Source organism: Streptomyces sp. cg35 (genome assembly GCF_050410835.1).
Classification (GTDB): domain Bacteria; phylum Actinomycetota; class Actinomycetes; order Streptomycetales; family Streptomycetaceae; genus Streptomyces.
Genome location: NZ_CP191268.1, coordinates 2242606 through 2263908, shown reverse-complemented (window position 1 = coordinate 2263908; position 21303 = coordinate 2242606). Strand labels below are relative to the sequence as shown.

Annotated in this window: 20 protein-coding genes; 7 read left to right on the top strand and 13 right to left on the bottom strand. The window is 72.3% G+C overall.

Translation table 11 applies throughout. From position 1 onward, the window contains the following. Positions 1-21: 21 nt before the first annotated feature. Genes ACQUQD_RS10425 through ACQUQD_RS10410 form a run of 4 tightly spaced genes read left to right on the top strand, consistent with a single transcriptional unit; the run spans position 22 to position 4033 of the window. On the top strand, positions 22-492 hold the full coding sequence (locus ACQUQD_RS10425) for a nuclear transport factor 2 family protein (RefSeq protein WP_428951763.1): 471 nt from the start codon (positions 22-24) through the stop codon (positions 490-492). A 56-nt stretch (positions 493-548) separates the two neighbouring features. Beyond that, positions 549-1940 carry an NDP-hexose 2,3-dehydratase family protein gene (locus ACQUQD_RS10420; RefSeq protein WP_428951762.1) on the top strand — a complete coding sequence of 464 codons (1392 nt, stop codon included), beginning with the start codon at positions 549-551 and terminating at the stop codon, positions 1938-1940. A 55-nt stretch (positions 1941-1995) separates the two neighbouring features. Next, on the top strand, positions 1996-3000 hold the full coding sequence (locus ACQUQD_RS10415; protein WP_428951761.1) for an NAD-dependent epimerase/dehydratase family protein: 1005 nt from the start codon (positions 1996-1998) through the stop codon (positions 2998-3000). 46 nt (positions 3001-3046) lie between these two features. After that, complete coding sequence (locus tag ACQUQD_RS10410; RefSeq protein WP_428951760.1) at positions 3047-4033, top strand: aldo/keto reductase; 987 nt, start codon at positions 3047-3049, stop codon at positions 4031-4033. A gap of 73 nt (positions 4034-4106) precedes the next feature. Here the strand turns inward: ACQUQD_RS10410 and ACQUQD_RS10405 are convergent, their stop codons facing one another. After that, the gene (locus ACQUQD_RS10405; protein WP_428951759.1) at positions 4107-4808 is read right to left on the bottom strand and encodes a hemerythrin domain-containing protein; all 702 of its coding nucleotides are present in this window, start codon (positions 4806-4808) and stop codon (positions 4107-4109) included. Between the two features lie 204 nt (positions 4809-5012). On the opposite strand from ACQUQD_RS10405, the gene ACQUQD_RS10400 reads away from it, so the two are divergent. The 3 genes from ACQUQD_RS10400 to ACQUQD_RS10390 all read left to right on the top strand — a co-directional run bounded on the left by ACQUQD_RS10400 (position 5013) and on the right by ACQUQD_RS10390 (position 7616). Further along, positions 5013-5636 (top strand): dTDP-4-dehydrorhamnose 3,5-epimerase family protein, encoded by a 624-nt coding sequence (locus tag ACQUQD_RS10400; RefSeq protein ID WP_428951758.1) that lies wholly within the window; start codon positions 5013-5015, stop codon positions 5634-5636. A gap of 241 nt (positions 5637-5877) precedes the next feature. Beyond that, positions 5878-6690: an AfsR/SARP family transcriptional regulator gene (locus ACQUQD_RS10395; protein ID WP_428951757.1), complete on the top strand. Its 813-nt coding sequence runs from the start codon at positions 5878-5880 to the stop codon at positions 6688-6690. Between the two features lie 23 nt (positions 6691-6713). Next, the gene (locus ACQUQD_RS10390) at positions 6714-7616 is read left to right on the top strand and encodes a glycosyltransferase (protein ID WP_428951756.1); all 903 of its coding nucleotides are present in this window, start codon (positions 6714-6716) and stop codon (positions 7614-7616) included. A gap of 297 nt (positions 7617-7913) precedes the next feature. Here ACQUQD_RS10390 and ACQUQD_RS10385 read toward each other — a convergent pair whose 3' ends face one another. The 12 genes from ACQUQD_RS10385 to ACQUQD_RS10330 form a co-directional block, all read right to left on the bottom strand. Continuing rightward, a complete protein-coding gene (locus tag ACQUQD_RS10385) occupies positions 7914-8795 on the bottom strand; it encodes an ester cyclase (protein WP_428951755.1) in 882 nt (293 codons plus the stop codon). Between the two features lie 37 nt (positions 8796-8832). Continuing rightward, positions 8833-10041: an FAD-dependent monooxygenase gene (locus ACQUQD_RS10380; RefSeq protein ID WP_428951754.1), complete on the bottom strand. Its 1209-nt coding sequence runs from the start codon at positions 10039-10041 to the stop codon at positions 8833-8835. A gap of 45 nt (positions 10042-10086) precedes the next feature. After that, complete coding sequence (locus ACQUQD_RS10375) at positions 10087-11085, bottom strand: aldo/keto reductase (protein ID WP_428957512.1); 999 nt, start codon at positions 11083-11085, stop codon at positions 10087-10089. Positions 11086-11137: 52 nt separating this feature from the next. Next, positions 11138-12232, bottom strand: coding sequence for a 3-oxoacyl-ACP synthase III family protein (locus ACQUQD_RS10370; RefSeq protein ID WP_428951753.1), 1095 nt, complete (start codon positions 12230-12232; stop codon positions 11138-11140). Beyond that, on the bottom strand, positions 12229-14595 hold the full coding sequence (locus ACQUQD_RS10365) for a beta-ketoacyl synthase N-terminal-like domain-containing protein (protein ID WP_428951752.1): 2367 nt from the start codon (positions 14593-14595) through the stop codon (positions 12229-12231). Before ACQUQD_RS10365 ends, ACQUQD_RS10370 begins: the two co-directional genes overlap by 4 nt. Positions 14596-14663: 68 nt before the next feature. Continuing rightward, a complete protein-coding gene (locus ACQUQD_RS10360; RefSeq protein ID WP_428951751.1) occupies positions 14664-15965 on the bottom strand; it encodes a beta-ketoacyl-[acyl-carrier-protein] synthase family protein in 1302 nt (433 codons plus the stop codon). After that, entirely contained in the window at positions 15962-17236 is a 1275-nt protein-coding gene (locus ACQUQD_RS10355; RefSeq protein ID WP_428951750.1) for a beta-ketoacyl-[acyl-carrier-protein] synthase family protein, read from the bottom strand. The genes ACQUQD_RS10360 and ACQUQD_RS10355 overlap by 4 nt, the downstream gene beginning before the upstream one ends. A 54-nt stretch (positions 17237-17290) precedes the next feature. Continuing rightward, positions 17291-17851, bottom strand: a complete 561-nt coding sequence (acpS, locus tag ACQUQD_RS10350) for a holo-ACP synthase (protein WP_428951749.1) — start codon at positions 17849-17851, stop codon at positions 17291-17293. Continuing rightward, a complete protein-coding gene (locus ACQUQD_RS10345) occupies positions 17823-18236 on the bottom strand; it encodes an acyl carrier protein (protein WP_428951748.1) in 414 nt (137 codons plus the stop codon). The genes acpS and ACQUQD_RS10345 overlap by 29 nt, the downstream gene beginning before the upstream one ends. Positions 18237-18321: 85 nt before the next feature. Continuing rightward, positions 18322-19320 carry an ACP S-malonyltransferase gene (gene fabD / locus ACQUQD_RS10340; RefSeq protein WP_428951747.1) on the bottom strand — a complete coding sequence of 333 codons (999 nt, stop codon included), beginning with the start codon at positions 19318-19320 and terminating at the stop codon, positions 18322-18324. After that, positions 19320-19562, bottom strand: coding sequence for an acyl-CoA carboxylase epsilon subunit (locus ACQUQD_RS10335; RefSeq protein WP_428951746.1), 243 nt, complete (start codon positions 19560-19562; stop codon positions 19320-19322). Before ACQUQD_RS10335 ends, fabD begins: the two co-directional genes overlap by 1 nt. Further along, a complete protein-coding gene (locus tag ACQUQD_RS10330; protein ID WP_428957511.1) occupies positions 19559-21103 on the bottom strand; it encodes an acyl-CoA carboxylase subunit beta in 1545 nt (514 codons plus the stop codon). Before ACQUQD_RS10330 ends, ACQUQD_RS10335 begins: the two co-directional genes overlap by 4 nt. Positions 21104-21303: the final 200 nt, after the last annotated feature.

Here is a 21303-nt window from a genome sequence, read left to right as displayed (position 1 = left end):
CCACTGTCTCAAGGAGCCTCCATGGCCACCGAGGTGCACGCGTTCACCCTGCCCGGCGCGGACCTTCCGCAGCCCGACGCCGAGCTGCGCAAGCGGCGTGAGGCGGTCGTCATCGAGCACACCGTCGCCGAGGGTGCCTGGGACATCGACGGGGTGCTCGCGACGTTCCCGCGGGGCGGCGTGTACAAGGTCATACCGTTCGAGGAGGGCCCGCTGATCGGCGAAGAGGCCATCAAGAAGGGCTACTTCGCCGAGCTGGAGAAGGCCTTCCCGGTCGCCGACCACGGTCTGACCCACGTCCACCACACGCCGACCGCGGTGATCGTGGAGGCGCAGTTCCGGGCCAAGCAGGAGGCGGACTGGCGGGGCATCCCCCACCGCGGCAAGACCGTCGACGCCCCCGTGGCGATCTTCTTCCACTTCGACGGCGACGTGCTGCTCGACAAGACGCTCCACTTCGACATGGCCACCTTCGCCCGTCAGCTCGCCTGACCCCCACGAAGCCGGCTCGTCCGTCATGGCCCGCAAAGTTGAAAGGAAGTAGCAGGATGCAGCCCGAGGTGAACGGTGGTACCGAGGACTTCCTGGCGTCGGCGATGGTGTCGAAGTCCCCGCTGACCCCCGACCCGGACGCCTTCCTCAAGGAACGGGAGCAGTCCGCCTCGTACGAGGTCGAACGGGTGCCACTGGCCTCGCTCCCGAATTGGCACCTCGGTGACCGGCTCAGCCGCGCGGACGGCAAGTTCTTCACGGTGGAAGGGCTCTCCATACGGACGGATTTCGGACCCGTGCCGCAGTGGACCCAGCCGATCATCGTCCAGCCGGAGATCGGCATCCTGGGGATCCTCGCCAAGCGGTTCGACGGCGTGCTCCACTTCCTCATGCAGGCGAAGATGGAGCCGGGGAACACCACCTTCGTCCAGTACGCGGCGACCGTCCAGGCGACCCAGAGCAACTACCAGCGCGTCCACGGCGGCAGAGCCACCCCGTACCTGGACTACTTCCTGGAGGGCACGCGGCGACGTGTCCTGTTCGACCAACTCCTGTCCGAGCACGGCTTCTGGTACCTGTACAAGAGGAACCGGAACATGATCGTCGAGGTGCCCGAGGACGAGGAAGTACCTGTCGAGGACGATTTCACCTGGCTCACTCTGGGCCAGGTGCGCCAGCAGCTCACGCAGGGCAACGGCGTCAACATGAATGCCCGCACCGTGCTTTCCGGAATAGCCTACGGCGCCGCCGACGGCGACCCGCTGCCCTACGCCGAGCAGCCCGACGCCTTCCACGCCGAGCTCCTGACGTCGCATCGGTCGCCGTCGTCGGCGGCCGACCTTCCCGGTGCGCTGACGTGGCTCTTCGACCAGAAAGCGAAGTTCAGCCTGGACGCCAGGCGGATCAGCCTGCGGGACATGGACGAATGGATCTGCGACGACGACAGCATCCGCCATCGCGACGGCCGCATCTTCGACATCATCGGCATGTCGGTCCAGGCGACGAGCCGGGAGGTCGGCACGTGGTGGCAGCCCATGCTCGAACCCCGCCCCGGAAACGTCGTGGCCCTGATCTGCCAACGGCGGGCCGGAGTACTGCAGTTCCTGGTCCAGGCCATGGTCCAGCCGGGCCTGACGGACCGTCTCGAACTCGCACCCACCGTGCAGTTCTCCCCGGGCTACCACCGCGGCCCTCAGGACTTCCCGCCGCTGACGGAGTACCTCGACGCACCCGCGTCCTGGATCCGGCTGGACGCCGTCCAGTCGGAGGACGGCGGCCGCTTCTCCCAGGCGGACACGCGCCACCTGGTCGTCGAACTCCCCGAGGACCACGAGATCGAGGCGCCGGAGAACTACCGCTGGATGACCCTCGGTCTGCTCAACCGCCTGACCCAGATCGGATACCACGTCAACGTCGAGGCCCGGAGCCTGGCCGCATGTCTGCTCTGACGACCGGCGGCCCGCTCCCCGAACCGAACCCCGCCCGGATGCTGGAGGCAGCGCTGTGACCGTGAACTCCCCGCTCATCGTGGTGCTGGGCGCCGCGGGCTTCGTCGGATCCGCCGTGTTCCGCGAGCTGGCACAGCACCCGGTCCGGATACGGGCCGTCTCCCGCAGGAAGTGCCCTGTCCCCGAGGACGCCCGTGCCGACATCGAGGTGCTCTCCGCGGATCTGACCGAGCCCGGCCAGATGGCCGCCGCCGTCGCCGGCGCCGATGTCGTCATCCACTCCCTGGCGTACATCGCAGGGGCGTCCACCTGGCGCATCGCGGAGGGCGACACGGGCGCCGAACGCGTCCACGTGGGCCTGATGCAGGACCTGCTGCGCGCCCTTGGCGACCGCGCCGATTCCCAGGCGCCCCCGATCGTCCTGTTCACCGGATCGGTCACGGCGGCCGGCCCTTCGGACAAGGAGGTCCTGGACGGCACCGAACCCGACCGGCCCAAGGGATATTACGAACGGCTGAAACTCGAGGCGGAGCGACTGCTGTTGGAGGCCGACGCGGCGGGAACGGTGCGTGGCGCCTGCCTGCGCCTGACCACGGTGTACGGCTACAGCGCCGGGTCCACCGCCCGGGACAAGGGCATCGTCTCCACGATGACGCGCCGCGCGGTGGCCGGCGAGCCCCTGACCATGTGGCACGACGGAACGGTCCGCCGCGACCTGCTCCACGCCGATGATGCCGCCCGCGCCTTCTGGGCCGCCATCCCCCGCATGGACGTGCTCGCGGGAAAGCGCTGGCTGCTGGGCACCGGCCAAGGGGCCCCGCTCGGGCCCCTGTTCACCAGGGTCTCCGCGCTGGTCGCCGAACAGACGGGCAAGGAACCGGTGCCGGTGGTCTCCGTGGAACCGCCGGAGTACGCCGAGGCCATCGACTTCCGGAGCGCGACCATCGACTCCTCCGCGTTCCGGGCGGCCACCGGCTGGAAGCCGCAGGTGTCCCTCGAGGAGGGCCTGCGCCTGACGACGGAGTTCTGCTCCAGCGGCCGAGAGGCAGAACTGTCCTGAGTCTGTTGGTGCGTAAGCGTTCATCCCTGAAGGAGGAGAAGGTCGCGTGATCTACACACAGCTGGGCCGTACCGGTCTGCGGGTCAGCAGGCTGGCCCTCGGCACCGTCAACTTCGGTGGCCGGGTGGAGGAGCCGGAGGCGCACCGCCTCATGGACCATTCCCTGGAGCGGGGCATCAATCTGGTCGACACCGCCAACATCTACGGCTGGCGCGTCCACAAGGGCCACACCGAGGAAGTCATCGGCCGGTGGCTCGGCAAGAACCCCGCCCGCCGCGACCAGGTCGTCCTGACGACCAAGGTCGGCGACCCGATGGGCGAGGGCCCGAACGACCACGGCCTGTCGGCCCGCAACATCGTCGCGGCCTGCGAGGCATCGCTCAAGCGGCTGGGCACGGACTGGATCGACGTGTACCAGATGCATCACCTCGACCGGTCCGTGGGCTGGGACGAGGTCTGGCAGGCCATGGACCTCCTGGTCGCCCAGGGCAAGGTGCGCTACGTCGGCTCGTCCAACTTCGCCGGCTGGGACATCGCGTCCGCGCAGGCTGTCGCGCAGCGCAGGAACAGCCTGGGCCTGGTCACCGAGCAGTGCGTCTACAACCTGGTCACCCGGTACACGGAGCTCGAGGTGATTCCCGCCGCCCAGGCGTACGGACTCGGTCTCTTCGTCTGGTCACCGCTGCACGGCGGCCTGCTCAGCGGCGTGCTCCGCAAGATGCGGACCAACTCCGCCGTCAAGTCCGCGCAGGGCCGCGCGGCGCAGGCCCTGGACGCGCAGTACGAGACCATCGAGGCCTACGAGAAGCTCTGTGCCGAGCACGGCCTGGACCCGGCGGTGGTCGGCATGGCCTGGACGCTGTCCCGCCCCGGTGTGACGGGTGTGGTGATCGGGCCCCGGACGGAGCAGCACATCGAGGGCGCGCTCGAAGCTCTGGAGTGCGAGCTGCCGAAGTCCCTGCTGACCGAGCTCGACGTACTCTTCCCGCCGGTCGGTCGAGGCGGCCCCGCCCCCGACTGCTGGCTGACCTGACCTCAAGCGCCGAACGGTTGCCGCGGCCCCGCCGAGCCGATGCCCGGCGGGGCCGCGGAGCGCTCCTGGGACGTCAGGCGGCGGTGGCGCGGACCCGGCGCATGGTGCGCGCGTACAGCGGGGGCCCCAGCAGGCGCCATACCAGGCGGACGGGTGCGGGCACGTTGCCGAGCATGACCGCGCGTTCGCGCTCGTCGGCGTCCTCCATGACCATGCCGAAGAACTTGAGCAGCTTGGACTTGGGGGTGTGCTGCGCGAAGTGATCCCCGAGCGCGCCGAACTCCTCGGCGGTGAGCCACTGTTCGGCGAGGGGCAGCAGGTGTGCCTCCTCGTCGTCGAGGTGCTCGACCAGCACGGTGCGGTGCTTCTCGATCGCGGCCACGAGCCGGTCGCGAATCTCCGCGTCCGCCGTGGGGGCCCACTGGGTGACCAGGGCGTTGGCCTCGTCGAGGGTCTCGACGACTCGCTCGTGCTCGGCCTCCATGCGCAGGACGACCTCGCTCTCGGACCCGATCCGGGCGAGCATCAGCGGCCACAGCAGCTCGTCCTCGCCCTCGTGGTGGTTGATCAGTCCGATGCGCAGGTCGGCGAAGTGTTCGGCGAGGACGGCGGCGCGCTTGACGTCCCCCGGGGCGACCGCGGCGATCATCTCGCCGAGCAGCCTGAGTTCCCGGCGGAAGGCACGGTGGACGATCGCCATCTCCTGGGCGTCGAACCCGCCGAACCCGGAGTCGCTCCCGGGAGCGGGGGACCGGCCGGACGCGGACGAGGTCATGGGCGTGTTCCTTTCGTGGGGGTCACCGGACTCGGGAACCGGGATGGTCTCCAGCTTGCCCTGGACGCACTTGAGTTCCGCTGGAGCCGCCGGCGAGGGGCGTCGCTTCCCGGGCATGGCCGACACCCCTCACGTCAGCGGGCCCGCGTACCGCGCACGCACCGCTCCACCCGGTCTTGAGCAGCGGCTTCTACCGTCGTCACCATGGATCTCAGTGGCCTGGAAATCAGTGAACTCGCCCTCCGGGACGTGTTCCTGGTCTCGCCCCGCGCCGTCGAGGAGGACGTCGTGGTCCGCTACGAGGCGTTCCGCCAGGACTCCGTCGAGGAAGCGATCGGACGCCCCTTCCCGATCCGGTACAGCGATCTGTCGGTCGCGCGGCGCCGGGTGCTGCGCGGCATCCACGGCACCACCGGCCCGGACAGCCGCGCCAGACTGGTCGGTTGTGTGCGGGGCGCCGCCGTCCACGTCGTGGTGGACCTGCGCGTCGGGTCCCCGGACTTCGGCCGGTACGAGACGGTCTGGCTGGACCACCGCGCCGCGTCCTCGGTGTTCGTGCCCGAGGGCTTCGGCCACGCCTGGCTCGCCCTGGAGGACGACACGGTCGTCGCCTGCCACAGCTCCCGGCCGTACACGGCGGACGCCGGGTACACGGTCAGCGCCCTCGACCCGGCCCTCGCCCTGCCGTGGGGGCTCGCCGAGGCGCCGGTGATGACCGACGACGACCTGGCCGCGCCCACCGCTCAGGAGGCGCTGGCCGGCGGACTCCTGCCGGCCTACGAGGACTGCCTCGCGCTGTACGGCCGCGCCGCGTTCACCACCGACTGAGCCCCCGAGGATCCGGCTCCTTCCCCCCGCCGGACCGCAGGCCCCGCGTGTCATGAGGACACACGGGGCCTGCGTCGTGTCCGGACGTTTTCCGGCCGGCGGCGGCTTGCCCCGCGGTCCATGAATCGGTCACACCCCGAGCAGGACGGAAGCACCCGGCAGAGGAGGAGTGACGCACTGTCCGCTCGGGCGGGCCGCATGGGAGTTTCGAGATCCGATGACAGAGACAAAGGGGGCCCGTATGCGAATCTTCGTTCTGGGGTCTTTGGATGCCGAGCTGAGGGGCGTTCCGATCCTGCCCACCGCGGCGAAGCCACGGCAGATTCTGACGCTGCTCGCCATCTACGCCAACCAGGTCCTGCCGGTGTCCGCGCTGATGGAGGAGATCTGGGGTGACGCCCCGCCGCGCAGCGCGCTCACCACGCTGCAGACGTACATCCTCCAGCTCCGCCGCTGCATGGAGAACGCGCTGGACGGAGAGCCCGGCGGCTCCAAGGAGCTGCTGCTGACCCGGCACGGGGGATACCTCCTGCACGCGGAGCCGGGCAGCATCGACGTGCACGAGTACGACCGGCTGTCCCTGCTCGGCCAGCGCGCCTTCGACCGGGCCGACAACCACGAAGCGGCGCGGCTGTTCCGGGAGGCCCTCGCCCTGTGGCGGGGCCCGGCCCTGGTCGACGTACGCACCGGGCCGCTGCTCGAGATCGAGGCGATGCGGCTGGAGGAGAGCCGTCTCGGGGTGCTGGAGCGGCGCAACGACGTCGAGCTGCGGCTCGGCCGCCATGCCGAACTGCTCACCGAGCTCACCGCGCTGACCGCCCGGCACCCGCTGCACGAGGGCCTGCACGCCCAGTCCATGGTGGCGTTCTACCGGGCCGGGCGCCCCTCCGCCGCGCTCGATGTCTTCCAGAACCTGCGCACCCACCTCGTGGAGGAGCTGGGCATCGAACCCTCACAGCGTCTGCAGCGTCTGCAACGGGCCGTGCTCGGCAGCGATCCGGCGCTGGACGTCGACCCCGGTACCGGGCGGGTCCTCGACCGCTTCACCGGGTGACTGCCTAGGGGGGAGCCGTGCGAGTGCTGTTTTCTGGGGGCCTCGGCATGCCGGCCGTACTGCGACTGATCCTGCTCGCCAGGGCGGTGCAGGCGGCCGGCAATGAGGTCCGTTTCTGCTGTCCGGCCCGGGGACGCCAGCGGGTGGCCCGGGCCGGACTCGTGCCGGTGCTGGCCGGCCCGCAGGAGTTCGGCCGGGCCTGGCGGCCCGACCTGGTGGTCCACGATCCGCTGTGCCCCGAATCCACCGCCATGGCGGCCGCGTCCGGGGTGCCCACCGTCGGCTATCTTCCGTACGCCCACACGCCGTTGGCGCCGCGGCCGACCGTCTGGATCGATCCCTGTCCGCCGCCGCTGCGGGCACGTCCGGAGCCCGGGGCCTGGCACGTGCGCTGTGACGCCTACGAGCTGCCCGGAAAGCCGACGCCCGCGCTCACCGGGCTGTCGCTGCTGCCGCGCGTCTGCATCGCCGGGGTGCCCACCGGCACCCGGCCCGAGGACCGGCGCCGCGCGCGGCTCTTCCGCCGGGTCGCCGAGGGCGTCGAGAGCCTCGGTCTGCAACTCCTCGTGCTGACCGGCGACGACCACCCCTGGAGCCTGCTGCTGCCCGGCTGCGTCGGCGTCGTGCACGGCGGGGACGAGGGGGTCGTGTACGCGGCAGCCCGGTTCGGCGTCTCCCAGCTGGTGCTGCCGGCGGGGGACGAGGAGCGGCGGGCCGGGGCGCGCCTGGAGGAGGCCGGCATCGGCCGTTGCCTCTCCGACGAGGAACTGGCGGGCGACCCCAGCATGCTGCGGCTGCGCTTCCACCTCGCCGAGCTGGTCAACGGCGGCCGGGTGCTGCCCGAAGCGGCCCGGCTGGGCCGGACGATCGCCCGCATGCCACGGCCGGCGGACCTCGTCCCGGGGATCGAGGCGCTGGTGCGTTGATGCGCTGACGCGTTGCCGCGCCGACGTCGGGCCGGCAGGGCGTCGGCGCTCAGCGCGTCCGGGCCTCAGCGCGTCCGGGAGAAGGGAAAGAGCCAGGAGTGTTGACGGGCCCGTGCCGCCGGGGGAAGTACGGCACGGGCCCGTCGGTACGGACGCCCCGAGGACGGGCCTCCCGGCCGACGGACGGCGTCCGTGCGGTGAACAGGAGGCCGCTCTCCGGACGGCCGGGACAGGGCCCCAGTCTGCCGACCGGGTCTGGAAAACGGCTCGAACGCAGGTCGGCAGAGCGTGCGCCGGTCAGCGCGATCCGTCGGGACGGTCCGGGGTGAGCCGCGCCGGCGCCGTCCAGGTGAGGCCGATCGACTCGCAGGAGGTGGCGGGGCCGGCCCAGGGGTCCTCGCCGTGGATGTCGAGGATCTGCTCGCGCAGCCACAGGTCGAAGGGGTGCTTCGACTCCGCCCAGCGCTTCCTGGTCCGCTCCGGGTCCGCGCTCTCGAAGTACACGATCACGTAGTCCCGGTCGGGCCGCGGGTCGATGCGGAACACCTCGTGGGTGATGCCCAGCCGCCGCCGGGAGGCCTCGTACTCGCGCCGGCGCGGCCCCTGCAGCTCCTTGGTGAGCCGGTCCCAGGCCGGCGGCTTGCCGTTGCCCAGCGGCACGGTGCGCATCACGGACCGGGCGCCCTCCGCGGTGCGCCGGCCGCCCTTGCGGGGCGCCAGCATCCGCATGCCGAGCGCGGCGAACATGTTGGACGCCACACCGTGCGCCCAGCGCTCGGCGATCCGGCCCTCCTCGTCGAACCGCCAGGTGACGATGCCGACGGAGAGGAACGAACGGCCGGTGGGCGCGATGCCGAGCAGCTCGCCCAGGTGCGTGCCGCGCCAGGTGTTGTGGATGACGACCATGTCGTCGTGGGCGCTGATGTCCTCGATGGTGACGTGGAAGTCGGGGAACGCCTCACGCAGTCCGGCGATGGTGTACTTCACGCCCTCGGCGCCCTCGGGCGCGCCCGGCAGGCCCTCGTGGTCGACGACGTCCGGCCGGTAGAGCTCGTCCACGAGCGAGAAGTCGCCCTGGTTGACGAACTCGGCGAAGACGCGCCGGATGGTCGCCTTGTTGCGTTCCTCGGTGCTCTCCCACGCTGCCAGCGCCGGATTCGTGGTGGTCGCGGTGGTCACAACAGCGGTCCTCTCTTCGGGGCGGGTACGGGCGCGCTCACACCGCGGTGGCGGCGGAGCCGGAGTTCCAGCGCGTGGCGTAGGCGACGTGTTCGTGCTCCGTGGTGTGCAGGGTGCGGGACCAGCCGAGCTTCAGCACCCGGTCGCGCAGCCAGATGGCGGCCGGGTTCTGCAGGGCGCCCATCACGCCGATGCGGTGCGCGAGCAGCTGCATCGGCCGGGTGCGCTCCTGCCGCTCGGCCTCGTAGGCGCGCAGCGCTCCGGTGACGGAGGCGCCGGGCGCGGCGAGGTGCTCGGCCAGGACGATCGCGTCCTCGACGGCGAGGCAGGCGCCCTGCCCGATGTTGAAGCTGACGGCGTGCGCGGCGTCGCCGAGCAGGGTGACCCGGCCCTGTCCCCAGACGGGGTCGGGCTTGCGGTCCACCACGTCGCCGCGCAGGATGCTCTCCGGCACGGTCGCGTCGAGGATCCGCTGCACGGGGTCGGTCCAGCCGGCGTGCCGGGCGCGCAGCATGTCCAGGGTCTGCTCGGGCGTGCCCTCGTCGCGGCCGCCCGCGGGCCCGTTGGCGACGCTCATCCAGTGCACGACACCGGGGGCGATGTCGTAGTACGTGAAGCGGGTCCCGGGGCCGAACAGGGCCTGGAAGCTGCCGGGCGGGAACTCCTCGGGACTCATTCTGGCGTGGCCGCGCCAGGCGATGTAGCCGGTGTAGTCGGGCGGCTGGGGGCCGAGCAGCTGGCCGCGCACGGCGGAGCGGACGCCGTCGGCGCCGATCAGCAGGTCGCCGTCCTCGGAGGTGCCGTCGGCGAAGTGCAGGCTCACCCCGTCGGCGTGCTCGGTGTACCCGGTGACCTCGGCGCCGGTGACGATGGGCGCGGTCACCGCGTCACGCAGGATGCCGTGCAGGTCGGAGCGGCCGATGGCGACCGTGGGCTGCCCGTAGCGCTCGACGAACTCGCCCACCGGATAGGTGCCGATGGTCCGGCCCTTCGAGGTCGAGAAGTGGCAGACGGACTGGGCGGGGGCGATCTCGGCGACCTGGTCGGCGAGCCCGAGGTGGGCGAGGGCGAGCATGCCGTTGGTGAAGATGTGCAGTCCGGCGCCGCCGTCGCGCAGTTCAGGGGCGCGTTCGAAGACGACGGAGTCGATGCCCTGCTGCTGCAGGGCCAGCGCGGTGGCGATACCGCCGATCCCGCCGCCGGCGATGAGAGCCCGGCGGATGGGACGGAGTGGCTGTACGGACATGGCTTTCTCCCGGAAGTCGGGGCGGATGGCGCGGGGAACGGCGGTTCAGAGGGTGAGCGAGGGCATCTCGGCGGCCGGGTAGCGGTCGCCGGCCGTGATGCCGTACGGGGCGATGGAGTCGATCGCCGCCAGGACGTCGTCGGAGAGCCGAAGGCCGGTCGCCGAGACGTTCTCCTCCAGGTAGGTGCGCCGCTTGGTGCCGGGGATCGCGACGACGTCCTGGCCGCGGGAGAGCACCCAGGCGAGCGCGAGGCGGCCGACGGTGGTGCCGGCCGCGGCGGCGAGATCGCTGAGCTGGTCGACGACGGGCAGGTTCCGGCGGATGTTCTCGTCCTCGAACCGGGGCGCGATACGGCGGAAGTCGAAGCCGCCGTCGGCGATGTCGGAGGTGCCGCGGATGGTGCCGCTCAGGAATCCGCGGCCGAGCGGGCTGTAGGCCACGAAGCCGATGCCCAGTTCGCGCACGGTGTCCAGCACGCCGTTGACCTCGACGTCCCGGGTGAACAGCGAGTACTCGGTCTGTACGGCCGTCAGCGGGTGCACCGCGTGGGCGCGCCGGATGGTCGCGGGCGCCGCCTCGGAGATCCCCAGGTGCCGCACGAGCCCGGCCTGCACGAGCTCGGCGAGCGCGCCGAAGGACTCCTCCACGGGGACCTCGGGGTCCACCCGGTGCAGGTAGTAGAGGTCGAGGTGGTCGGTGCCCAGACGGCGCAGGCTGCCCTCGATCGACCGGCGGATGTAGTCGGGGCGGCCGTTGACCCGCCACGTCAGCTGTCCGTCGGCGTCGATCTCGCTGCCCACCTTGGAGGAGAGCACGACCTCGTCGCGGCGCCCGGCGACGACGCGGCCGATCAACTCCTCGTTGGCGTGCGGGCCGTACATGTCGGCGGTGTCCAGCAGAGTGACGCCGAGTTCCAGCGCCCGTTCGAGCGTGGCGACCGCCTCGGTCGTGTCCGTGGCCCCGTACCCGATCGTCATGCCCATGCAGCCGAGCCCCTGGGCGGACACGTCCAGTCCGGGCTTGCCCAACGTCCTTGTTTCGATTCCCACTTGGTGCCTCCTGAAAGTGTGTCTGAATGTCCGGGGTGTCGGCCGCTCAGGCCGGGAGCGCTGCCTGCCAGGTCACCGAGAGCCCGGTGTAGACGTACCGGCTGGCCTCGATGCCCAGCAGCACGATCCGGTCGCCGGGCTTGATCCGTCCCGAGGTCCAGCCCGCGTCCAGCGACAGCGGCACCGCGGCCGAACCGGTGGCCCCGACATCGGCGAGGTTCTCCACGATCCGTCCGGTGAGCGCCTCGTTGTCCTCGGCGGGCAGTCCGGCGGCCCGGTACTCCTCGGCGAAGTAGTCGGCGTTGCCCTCGGGCAGCACGATCGCGTCGAACTCCCCGATCGCCCGGCCCTCCTTGCGCGCCATCTCCTGGATCGCGCGGACGAACACCTGCGGTCCGAACGTCGAGGTGCCGGGCACGTCGATCTTCATCTGGATCAGCTGGCGCCGGCGCAGCTGCTCCGCCTGCGACACGTCCGTACCGCCGCCGATGATCTCCATGCCGGGCTTGCGCAGACCGCCCACACAGGCGTTGACGAACGTGGACGCGTCCGACGACGTGCCCGCCGGCTCGGCCCGCAGCACCACGGCCCCCGCGCCGTCGCCGAACGTGTACAGCGTCAGCCGGTCGCGCATCCGCACGCGATCCGGTTCCTTGTCCAGGAAGAGCGGCGCCATCAGCGGCGAGACCGACTCACTGCCCACCACGAGGGCGGTGCGCGCCGTCCCGTCGGCCAGCTGCCGCCGGGCCAGGTCCAGCGCCTGCACCCAGCCCGCGCAGGCCCCGCGGATCTCGATCGCGGCGACGCTCTCCAGGCCCAGGTAGTGCTGCAGGGTGGTGGCGACGTTGGGCAGCGTGTACTCCGGGGTCGCGGTGCACACCACGATCAGATCGACCTCGCCGGGCTCCACCCCGGCCCGCTCCAGGGCCTGCCGAGAGGCCCGCTCGGCCATCCGGCTGTTGTTGATCACGTGCTTGCCGGTGGCCGGGTCGATCATCCAGTACCGGGTCTTGACCTGGATGCCGTCGAGGACGTCGTCCGGCAGCGGCCCGACGTACTTCTCCAGCGTGGCGTTGTCCAGCGGATCACCGGGCACATAGCCGCCGGTGGACAGGATCTTCACGTCGTACGCGGCGGTCATCGGCCGGACTCCGTTCCATGAAGGGGGGCGGGGGACAGGACGAGCGAGGTGTGGGTGCCGCCGAGGGACGAGCTGTTGACCAGGACCGGGCGGTGCGCCCCGCCCTCGCGCCAGGCACCGACGGCGAGGACCGCCGACAGATGGGCCCCCGCGCCGACCGGCTCGCCGAGCACCCGCTTCGGGGTCTCCAGCCGCACCCGGTCCAGGTCGAACACCCGCTCCACAGCGGCCTGTTCGGGACGGTCGGCGGTGGCCAGACCCGCCGCGTTCGCCCAGACGGCCGAGACATGGTCAGGTCCGAGCCCGGCGGATCGCAGCGCCTCGCGCATCGCCCGCTCCACGCCGTCGCCGGACGGGTCCCAGCGGCCGATGCCGCACGCGTCCGACGCGGTCGCGTGACCCAGGACCACGGCGTGGATCGGGGCGCCGCGCCGCTCGGCGCTCGCCCGGCGCTCCAGCACCAGCGTGATGCCGGCCTCGGCGAGCGTGTACCGGCGCCCGGCCGCCGAACCGAACAGCGGGATACCGCGGTACGCGTCCAGCGTGGCCGGTGAGAACGCCTCCACCGCCGGCACCAGCAGGCGCTCGGCACGCCCGGCGCGCAGCATGTCGTACGCGACGCCCAGGGCGGCGGCGCCCGCCGCGTGCCCCGAAGTCAGCGTCGACGTCGGCCCTTTGGTCCCCAGCGCCATGGCGACCTGGCCGGCCGCGCCGTTGAACACGGTGGCCGGGAACACGGCCGGGTTCGCGGCCTGCGCGCCCGAGGACAGCACCGGGACGGTGAACCGCTCGCTGCTCTCCATCGGCCCGATCCCGGTGCCGACCACCACGCCGGTCGCGGTAAGGGCGTCCGCGTCGCCGTCCGCCCCCGCGTGCTGCAGGGCGGCCCGGCACGCGGCGACGGCGAGCTGGGAGACCCGGTCCATGCGCCGGCGGGCCTTGGGCGAGCCGGCGGCCGAGCGGTCGAACTCGACCCGGGCCAGGCGCAGTCCGTCCTCCGGCGCACCCTGCCGCTGCCCGGCCGCGTACGCCTCCCAGAGCGCCTCGGCCCCCTCGCCGGCCGAGGTGATCACACCGAACCCGGTCACCACGACGTCGTCCGGTCCGACGGCCGGAGCCGGCACGCCGGGGCCGCCGGGGCGGGCGAAGGCGACGGTGGCGTTGGCGCCGGCGAACCCGAAGTTGTTGGACAGCGCGGTGTCCAGCACCATCGGGCGGCCCGCCTCCGCCACCGGGTCGAGTCCGCACTGCGGATCCACTCCGGTGAAGGACGCGGTGGGCGGCGCCACCTGGTCGCGCAGGGCCAGCACCGTGACGATGCCCTCCACCGCGCCGGCCGCGCCGAGCAGATGGCCGATCATCGACTTGGTGCTGGACAGCGCGGTCTTCTCGGCGGCCTCGCCGAGCGCGGCACGCACCGCGTTGCTCTCCGCCGCGTCGTTCTTCGGAGTGCCGGTGCCGTGCCCGTTGACGTACCGCACGTCGTCGGGGGCCAGGCCCGATGCGGAGAGGGCCGCCCTGATCGCCCGGGCCGCGCCCTCGCCCTCGGGGTGCGGCGCCGTCGGGTGGTGGCCGTCCGCGGACAGGCCGTAGCCCAGCACCTCCGCGACGACCGGAGCGCCGGTGCGCTCGGCCGCCTCCTGCGACAGCAGCAGGAGCATGCCGCTGCCCTCGCCCAGCGACAGCCCCGACCGGTCCTTGGAGTAGGGGGCCGCCGGCCGCACGGAGAGCGACTCCAGGCTGCTGAACCCGGCGAACGCCGACTCGGTGAAGGCGTCGCTGCCGCCGACGAGCATCGCGTCGGCCCGGCCCGCCCGGATCACGTCCAGGGCGTGGGCGAGCGCGTGCGCGCTGGACGCGCAGGCCGTGTTGGCGCTGAGCACCGGCCCCTTGAGGCCGAAGGCGGCCGAGAGCGCCTCCGCGGCGGCGTGCGGCGGCACGTACGTGTAGCGGTGCCAGTCGGGCGTACGGCCCTCCTGCACCTCGCGCAGGGCGAGTTCGGCGCTGCGCCAGCCGCCGTGGCAGGTGCCGTACGAGACGCCCCAGCGCTCGGCCGGGATGTCCGCGCCGACCCGCAGACCCGAGCCGGCCATGGCCTCCTCGGCGGCGGTCAGCGCGAAGTCGACGGAGGCGTCCCGGGCGTCGGAGCCCGGAGCGTAGTCGTGAGCGGGGAAGGGAGGCTCGGTGATCTCGCCGCCCACCGTGGTCTGGTAGCCGTCCATGGACAGGCCGCGCACGGGCGAGATCGCCACGCGCCCCGCGCGCACCCCGTCCCACAGGGCCTCGGCCGAACCGCCCTGCGAGGTGATCGCCCCCACGGAGGCGATCACGACGCGGACCGTCTGGTCAGGAACGTCAGTCATGCGTCTGCTTCCCTCTCTGGCCCTCTCCGGCCCTTTCCGGCTCTTTCCGGACGGGGCTGTTCGGCCGCTCATGAGGGCCTGGACAGGCTCAGGGCGACGGCCTGCCCCTCGATGCCCCGGGCCAGCGCCAGCGCGTGCGCGGGCGCGGACTCCCGGGCGCTGCCGCGGACGTGGTCCAGCGCGCACTCCGGGTCGGGGCTGTCGAGGTTGAGGGTCGCGGGCACCGTCCCGTGGTGCAGGGCCAGCGCGCACACGGCGGCGTTCAGCGCACCGCCGCCGCCGACGAGATGGCCCGTCTGCGGCTTGACGGTGCTGACCGGCACGGACCCGGCGGCCGAGCCCAGCGCGGTGCGCAGGGCGGCGCTCTCGGAGGAGTCCCCGAGCCGGGTGCCGGAGCCGTCCGCGGCGATGTAGCCGAGGTCGTCGGCGGCCAGCCGGGCGTCGCGCAGCGCGTACCGCACCGCCCGCGAAAGGCCGCGGCCCTCGGCGTCCGGCGCCGGCGGCGTACGGCAGTCGGTGCCGGCGCCGTAGCCGGTCAGCTCGGCGTAGATGCGGGCGCCGCGGCGCAGCGCCGCCTGCTTCTCCTCCAGCACCAGCAGCGCGGCGCCCTCGCCGGGGACCGCTCCGCTGCGCTCCCGGTCGAAGGGCCGGTACGCCTCCTGCCCGCGGTCGTTGCGGGTGGTCAGCACGCCGAGCCGGTCGAGCAGCGTCATCGACCACCAGCTGGTGGCGTCGTCGTAGCCGCCCGCGATCGCCACGTCCGCGTCCCCGCGGCGCACCGCGCGCATGGCCCGGCCGATCGCCGTGGCACCCGCGTCCGCGTAGCCCGCGAAGAAGGTGCTGGAACCCCGGATGCCGTACGTCTGCGAGATGTTGAACACCGCGCCGGGCTGCAGCCCTTCGACGAAGAACAGCGGGGGCATGATGACGTCACCGTGCCGGCCGAGGTGGGCCAGGTCGGCCGTGCCGTCCGGGCGGCGGATGACCTTCAGCTCGTCGATCAGCTGCTCCATCCGGCCGATCGACTTGTTGCCCCCGAGGTACAGGCCGGCCCGGTGGCCGAGCTCGTCGCCGCCGGCCTGGTTGTGCGGCAGGCCCGCGTCGTCGAGGGCGAGCCGGGCGGCGGCCAGCGCGAGCCGGTCACCGCGGTTGATGGTGCGCAGCTGGCGCCTGGTGGCGAACCGGGTGGCGTCGAAGTCGGGTATCTCGCCGCCCAGCCGGGTCTGCAGCGGCGACGGATCGTACTCCCGGATCGGGCCGATCCCGGACTCGCCGGCCACCAGCGCCTTCCAGTTGGCCTCGGGGCCTTCCCCCAGCGCGGTCAGCAGGCCCATGCCGCTGATGACGACCTGGCGTTCGGTGCCGCTCATCGCTGCTCCTCCTCGTAACGCCCCACGACCAGACCGACGTTGGTGCCGCCGAAGGCGAACGCGTTGACGAGGGCGTGCCGCACGTCCTTCTCGCGCGCCGTGTTCGGGACGAAGTCGAGGCCGAGCCGGCGGTCGGGCGTCTCCTGGTTGATGGTCGGCGGCACCAGGCCGTGGTTGATCGCCCCGATCGCGGCAAACATGCTCAACGAGGCGCCGGCGGACGTGAGATGACCGGCCATCGACTTCGGCGAGCTGATCAGCAGCCGCTGGGCGTCGTCGCCGAACACCTTCTTGATCGCCGTGGTCTCGGACAGGTCGTTGCCGTGGGTGCTGGTGCCGTGCGCCACCACGTAGTCGATGTCGGACGGTTCGAGACCGGCGTCGGCGATCGCGCCCTGCATGGACTCGATGGCCCCGCTGCCGTCCGGCGGCGAGTCGGTGACCCGCCAGGCGTTCAGGCTGGTGCCGTAGCCCTCGATCTCGGCGAGGATGTGCGCCCCACGAGCTCGGGCCGCCTCCAGTTCCTCCAGGACGAGGACGACGCCGCCCTCCCCGAGGACGAACCCGGACCGCTTGCCGTCGAAGGGGCGGCTGGCCCGCTGCGGATCGTCGTTGTACTCCTTCGTCAGCGCGCCCAGCAGACTGAAGCCCACCAGGTCGAGCCAGGACGTCAGCGAGTCGTAGCCGCCCGCGAGCATGAGCGTCGCGTCGCCCTCCTGGAGGGTGCGGAAGGCCTCGCCGATGGCGTGCCCGGAGCCCGAGCAGGCGGTGGACACCCCGAGCATGGGCCCGGTCGCGTCCAGCATCCGGGCCATCGCCGCGGTCGCGATGCTCTGGCTGTAGGCCAGGGAGTCCGAGGGCCCGTAGGTGAGGAACGCGTCGTCGCGGCCGGTCTCCTCGCGCAGCGCCCCGACGTCCACCAGCCACTGCAGGTTCGGCCGGTCCACGCTCGCGCCCATGGCCACGCCCATGTCCGCGCCGTCGTACGTCTGCTTGTCGACCCCGGCGTCGCGCAGCGCCTCCCAGGCCGCGCCGACGCCGAACGTGCCCGGCCGCAGCAGATGGCGCAGGCCGACCGAGTCGGGCACGGCGTCGGCGAGGTCGAAGTCCTTGACCTCGCCCGCGATGGTCACCTCGAAGCCGGTGGTGTCGATCGAGGTCAACTGGCCCACTCCGCTGCGCCCTTCGGCCAGCCCCTGCCAGGTGCTCGGCGCGTCGTTGCCCAGCGGCGTGACGGCGCCCACGCCGGTGACGACCACTCTGCGGTTCATCGCGGCGCCTCCTCGGTCTGTGACCGCCCCAGGCCGAGCTGCGCGGTCCGGCCGTCAAGCCTCATGCCGATCGTCTCCTTCTGCCGTGTCTGTGGTGGGGGCCGGTGCCGTGTCCGGCGTGGTGCGGGTGGGCGGCTGCGGTTCGGGAGCCGGGGCGGCGGCGCCGGTCAGGCACACCAGGACCGCGTGCGCCACGGCGAGACCTCCGCTGTGACTCAGGGAGATGTCGATCTGGTGCATCCCGAGGGACCGGGCGACCGCCTCGACCTCACCGTGCAGCCGCACCCGGGGGCGGCCGCCGCGGTCGTTGACGATCTCGATGTCCGTCCACTCCATGCGCGGGCCCATTCCGGTCCCGAGGCACTTGAGGACGGCCTCCTTGGCGGCCCAGCGGCCGGCGAGGTGCTCGCCGGCCCGCCGGTGTCGGTAGCAGTAGGACAGTTCGCGAGTGGTGAACACCCTTTCCCGGAGCTCGGGTTGACTGATCATCAACTCCTCGATCCGGGACACCTCCGCCAGGTCCATCCCCGTCCGTACGCGCAGCGGCGGCGGGGCGGGACGGCCCGGCGACCGCCCCGCGCCCGGTTCACGCAGCGGCTGTGGCGAGCGAGGCACGCTCGGTCACCAGGTCCGTCAGGTTCTGCACGGTGAACAGGGTCAGCACCTCGTCCGCCGTGAGCTTGCCGGCCAGCTCCTGCACGTCGATCTGCGGCAGGGACTTCTTGAGCTGGGCGAGCCCGACCGCGTTGATGATGTCGTCCTCGTCGGCGAACTCCTCGTCGGGTATGCCGCCCTGGAGCAGTTCGGCGATGTCCGCGACCTTGATCTTCACGTCCGACGCCCGCTCGATGCGGAACAGGACGTCGAGCAGGTCGATGGACTCGGCGTCGAGGTCGCCCAGCAGGGTCGCCTCGGGCACGACCTCCTCGAGGTCGATGCCCAGCGCGTCGGCGACGGCCTCCTGGACGATGGAGCCGAAGTCTTTCCCGTCGTACGACATGTGTCTTTCCCCTTTGTGAACGGTTGCTGGTGTGGGACGGACCGGGGTGGTGCGACCGGCCCGCGGGCCGGCGGTTCGTGAGGTGTCAGGACGCGACCGGCTCCTGCCACGTCTCCTGCGCCAGGGCGCCGTACAGCGCCGTCAGGCGACGCGGGTCCCCGGTGGAGCGGGTGCGGACCTCGTCGAGCGTCCGGCGGGCGAGGCCGCTGAGTACCCGGCCGGGGCCGATCTCGGTGTACGCGCTCACCGGGTGCCGGGCGGCGGTGCGCAGCACCTCGACCCAGCGGACGGGGCCGGTGAGCTGACGCCGCAGCAGTTCCCGGGCCTCCTCGCCCGAGCGGACGTAGGTGCCGGTGACCGAACTGATCACGGGCACGACGGGGTCGGCGAACGGCCGGGCGGCGAGCGCCTCGGTGAACTCCTCCTCCACCGCGCTCATCAGCGAGCAGTGGAAGGGGGCGCCCACGTCCAGCGGCACGACCCGCTCGGCGCCGGCGTCCAGCGCGGCCCGGCCGGCCTCCTCGACGGCGCGGGCGTGCCCCGAGATGACGGTCTGCAGCGGCTCGTTGTAGTTCGCGACCTGGACCAGGCCGACGCCCTCGGCGCTGCCGCAGGCGGCCAGCACCTGGTCCGCGGGCAGGCCGAGGACGGCCGCCATCGCGCCGGGCACCTGGCGGGCCACGTCGCCCATCAGCCGGCCGCGCAACCGCACCAGCTCCAGGGCCGACTCCAGGGACAGCACCCCGGCGGCCACCAGGGTCGGATACTCGCCGAGGCTGTGGCCCGCGGTCGCCGCGGGCCGGTAACCGGCGGCCTCCAGCAGGTGCCACACGGCGAGACTGGTCGTGGCGATCGCGGGCTGGGTGATCTCGGTGCGGGCGAGTTCCTCGGCGGTTCCGGTCACGCAGATCCGGGACAGCGGCAGGCCGAGGATCTCGTCGGCCTGCGCGAACAGCCGCCGGGCCGAGGGATGGGCGTCGAGCAGGTGCCGGGCCATGCCGGGCCGTTGCGAGCCCTGCCCGGGGAACATGGCCAGGCAGCCGGTCGGCGTGCCGGGGCTGACGGAGCCGGTCCGACCGGTCATCAGGTACTCCTTCCGTGAGTCGGTGCGGGGGTGCGCTGCCAGCCGGCCGCGTCCGGTGCGGCGGCGGGCTCGGGGCGGTGCCAGGCGGTCGGCCGGCCCCAGCCGCGGCGGGCGGCCGGCGGCGGCTCCGGCACGTCGGGGCCACGGCGCAGTGCGGCGAGCGCGACCAGCACGGCGGCCAGTTCCTCCGGTGTGGGGTTGCCCCGCAGCACCGACAGCGGAGGGGTCCGGGGCGTGCTCACAGCGGCTCGTTGCCGTGCTTGCGCAGGGGCTGGCGGGCCCGCTTGGTGCGCAGCATGTCCAGGGACTTGATCAGCACCCGCCGGGTGTCCGCCGGATCGATGACGTCGTCGACGTGACCGCGCCGGGCGGCGACGAACGGGTTCATCAGCTGCTCGGTGTACTCGGCGACCAGCTCCCGGCGCAGCTTCTCCGGCTCCGCCGCCGCACTGATCTGCCGGCGGAAGATGATGTTGGCCGCGCCGTCGGCGCCCATCACGGCCGTCTGGTTGGACGGCCAGGCGAACGACAGGTCGGAGCCGATCGACTTCGAGTCCATGACGATGTAGGCGCCGCCGAACGCCTTGCGCAGGATGACCTGCACACGCGGCACCGTCGCCTCGCAGTACGCGTACAGGAGCTTCGCGCCGCGCCGGATGATCGCGTTGTGCTCCTGGTCGGTCCCGGGCATGAACCCCGGCACGTCGACCAGCGTCACCAGCGGGATGTTGAACGCGTCGCAGGTGCGCACGAACCGGGCGGCCTTCTCCGAGGAGTCGATGTCCAGCACGCCTGCCATGGCGGCGGGCTGGTTGCCGACGATGCCCACCGTGTGGCCGTCCAGGCGGGCCATGGCGCACACGATGTTCGGCGCCCAGCCCTCCTGGACCTCCAGGTAGTCGCCGTCGTCGACGATGTGGCCGATGACCGTCCTGATGTCGTACGGCGTCCGGTCGTCGACCGGCACCAGACGCAGCAGTTCCTCGCAGCGCCGGTCCGGTTCGTCCAGGGGCCGCACGTAGGGCGGCGTCTCGGCGTTGTTCGACGGCAGGTAGGAGAGCAGTTCCCGCACGCCCTCGAAGCAGGACTCCTCGTCCTGGGCCACGAAGCTCGCCACGCCGGTGCGTGTGCCGTGGGTGTACGCGCCGCCGAGCTCCTCCTGCGTGACCTTCTCGCCGGTCACCGCCTGCACCACGTCGGGCCCGGTGATGAACATGTTGGCCATGCCCTCGACCATGAACGTGTAGTCGGTGAGGGCCGGTGAGTAGACCGCGCCGCCCGCGCAGGAGCCGAGCACGACACTGATCTGCGGCACCACGCCCGAGGCGCGGACGTTGCGGGCGAAGAGCTTGCCGAAGCCGGCCAGCGCGTCGATGCCCTCCTGGATGCGGGCGCCGCCGCCGTCGTTGAGGCCGACGACCGGGGCGCCGACGGAGTCGGCGAAGTCGAGGAGCTGGTGGATCTTCGCGGCGAACGTCGCGCCGAGCGCACCGCCGCGGACCCGGGCGTCATGGGCGAAGACGAAGACCGTACGGCCGTCGATCTCGCCCCAGCCGGTGATCACGCCGTCGCCCTCGGGGTGCGAGTCCTCCATCCCGAAGCCCGTCGCCCGGTGCTCGGCGAACAGACCGAGTTCGGTGAACGTGCCCGGATCGAGCAGGTGCTCGATGCGCTGACGGGCCAGCAGCTTGCCCTTGGAGAGATGGCGGGCATCGGCCTCCGGGTCGTGACCGAAGTGGGCCTCCGCCCGGCGGGCGGTGAGCTCGTCGGTCAGGTCCGCCATCGTGGGTGTGCGCACCGGTGCCGGCGGCCGGAGGTCCGAGTCGGTCTCGCCGAGGTCCGGCAGCACGGCCTGGGGAGCGTCCGGAAGAGCCATAGCGATCCCTCTCTGTTCTGCCCTGTCGCGTCGGGGCCTTCGGATAGACCTTCGGACACCGGGATGGGCGCGGGACTGGAGCGCCTCTTGACGAGGGCTGTACTCCC

Coding starts and splice junctions, on each gene's coding strand:
- ACQUQD_RS10425 (WP_428951763.1), top strand. CDS start 22: ATGGCCACCGAGGTGCACGCGTTCACCCTGCCCGGCGCGGACCTTCCG.
- ACQUQD_RS10420 (WP_428951762.1), top strand. CDS start 549: ATGCAGCCCGAGGTGAACGGTGGTACCGAGGACTTCCTGGCGTCGGCG.
- ACQUQD_RS10405 (WP_428951759.1), bottom strand. CDS start 4,808: ATGACCTCGTCCGCGTCCGGCCGGTCCCCCGCTCCCGGGAGCGACTCC.
- ACQUQD_RS10400 (WP_428951758.1), top strand. CDS start 5,013: ATGGATCTCAGTGGCCTGGAAATCAGTGAACTCGCCCTCCGGGACGTG.
- ACQUQD_RS10395 (WP_428951757.1), top strand. CDS start 5,878: ATGCGAATCTTCGTTCTGGGGTCTTTGGATGCCGAGCTGAGGGGCGTT.
- ACQUQD_RS10380 (WP_428951754.1), bottom strand. CDS start 10,041: ATGTCCGTACAGCCACTCCGTCCCATCCGCCGGGCTCTCATCGCCGGC.
- ACQUQD_RS10370 (WP_428951753.1), bottom strand. CDS start 12,232: ATGACCGCCGCGTACGACGTGAAGATCCTGTCCACCGGCGGCTATGTG.
- ACQUQD_RS10365 (WP_428951752.1), bottom strand. CDS start 14,595: ATGACTGACGTTCCTGACCAGACGGTCCGCGTCGTGATCGCCTCCGTG.
- ACQUQD_RS10360 (WP_428951751.1), bottom strand. CDS start 15,965: ATGAGCGGCACCGAACGCCAGGTCGTCATCAGCGGCATGGGCCTGCTG.
- ACQUQD_RS10355 (WP_428951750.1), bottom strand. CDS start 17,236: ATGAACCGCAGAGTGGTCGTCACCGGCGTGGGCGCCGTCACGCCGCTG.
- ACQUQD_RS10345 (WP_428951748.1), bottom strand. CDS start 18,236: ATGTCGTACGACGGGAAAGACTTCGGCTCCATCGTCCAGGAGGCCGTC.
- fabD (WP_428951747.1), bottom strand. CDS start 19,320: ATGACCGGTCGGACCGGCTCCGTCAGCCCCGGCACGCCGACCGGCTGC.
- ACQUQD_RS10330 (WP_428957511.1), bottom strand. CDS start 21,103: ATGGCGGACCTGACCGACGAGCTCACCGCCCGCCGGGCGGAGGCCCAC.